This is a genomic window from Gordonia sp. SCSIO 19800 (genome assembly GCF_018132775.1).
In the GTDB taxonomy this organism is placed as follows: domain Bacteria; phylum Actinomycetota; class Actinomycetes; order Mycobacteriales; family Mycobacteriaceae; genus Gordonia; species Gordonia hongkongensis.
In genome coordinates this window covers 1-1346 of sequence record NZ_JAGRQM010000053.1, presented here as the reverse complement: position 1 = coordinate 1346, position 1346 = coordinate 1, and the positions used below count along the sequence as shown (strand labels likewise).

Annotated in this window: 1 protein-coding gene; it reads left to right on the top strand. The window is 65.7% G+C overall.

Annotation, left to right across the window (positions count from 1 at the left end):
- Positions 1-259: 259 nt before the first annotated feature.
- Positions 260-1336: an IS110 family transposase gene (locus KB201_RS24615; protein WP_211540890.1), complete on the top strand. Its 1077-nt coding sequence runs from the start codon at positions 260-262 to the stop codon at positions 1334-1336.
- The last annotated feature ends 10 nt before the right edge of the window (positions 1337-1346 follow it).

Genomic DNA, 1346 nt, shown 5'->3' with positions numbered 1-1346 from the left:
CCCTTCGTGGCAGTGAGAATGGGTGTGGGTGGTTGACCGGGTTTGGGTCTGACTTACTTCGTGGCTGACGGTGCTGTCATGGGCGAGATGTGTCGGCCCGGAACTCCGGTCGATCACCTGCACCAAGTGACCTGTGAGGACCGGGGCGGGTGTGACCTGATTAGGACCCTGTCTGGCTGGTAGGCCGTGACTCTTCACTGTCCTGTCCACCCGCCCCGGTGAGGTCATCCCACACCGCAGTGAAGGAGACACCGCCAGAATGGCTGAGACAGCAGTGACCACGCAAGTGGTCGTACTCGGAGTCGACACCCATCAACAGACCCACCACGCCGCGATCGTCGCCACCGACGGCCGCCCGCTGGCCGATCGCGAGTTCCCGACCACCACCGCCGGCTACACCCAGTTGTGGCAGTGGGCGTGTGGCTTCGGCCGCGTCGAGGATGCCGCAGTGGAATCGAGCGCCTCCTACGGGGCCGGGTTGACCCGGATGCTCACCGCCGAAGGGGTGCGAGTGATCGAGGTCAACACCCCCGATCTGCCGCGCCGCTACGCCCACGGTAAGACCGATCAACTCGATGCCTACGCCGCAGCGATGGCAGTCATCACCGGCCGCGCGACCGCGGTGGCCAAAGACACCCGCGGCGCGGTCGAATCTGTTCGGATGCTCACCGTGGCAAGGGCTTCGGCCGTCGAGGAAGCCACCCGCATCGGTAACCAGATCCGTGACCTGTGTACCACCGCACCAGCCGAGTACGCCGATCAAGCGCGCCAGGCCCGCACCATCGCCAAGCGGGCAGCATTCATCAAAGACTTGCCGGTACCAGCCGAGAAAGCTGATCTGTCCGGGCCGGCCGCGGCGTTCGTGCGCGCTGCGCGGTCGCTGCTCGACCGACACCGACTCGCCCAACAACAAGCCCGGTCTTTGGCCCGCGAACTCACACGACTGCTGAGCAAGCTGGTACCCACCCTGCTCTCGCGCCCGCAGATCGGGCCGATCACCGCCGCCCGCCTGGTGATCACCGCCGGTGACAACGTCGAGCGGATGGGCACCGAGGCACGGTTCGCCAAACTCGTCGGCGCCGCCCCGTTACCGGCATCCTCAGGCAAAACCAGCCGTCACCGACTCAACCGGGGCGGGGACCGGCAAGCCAACAGCGCTCTGCACATGATCGCGGTCGGACGCATGAAATCCCACGCCCCCACCCGCGCCTACGTCGAGCGACGTTCCGCCGAACACAAAACGAAGAAAGACATCCTCCGCTGCCTCAAGCGCTACATCGCCCGCGAAGTGTTCCGCGACCTCACCACTGACCTCGGAGCACTTGACAAGCTATAGGACCCTCTCG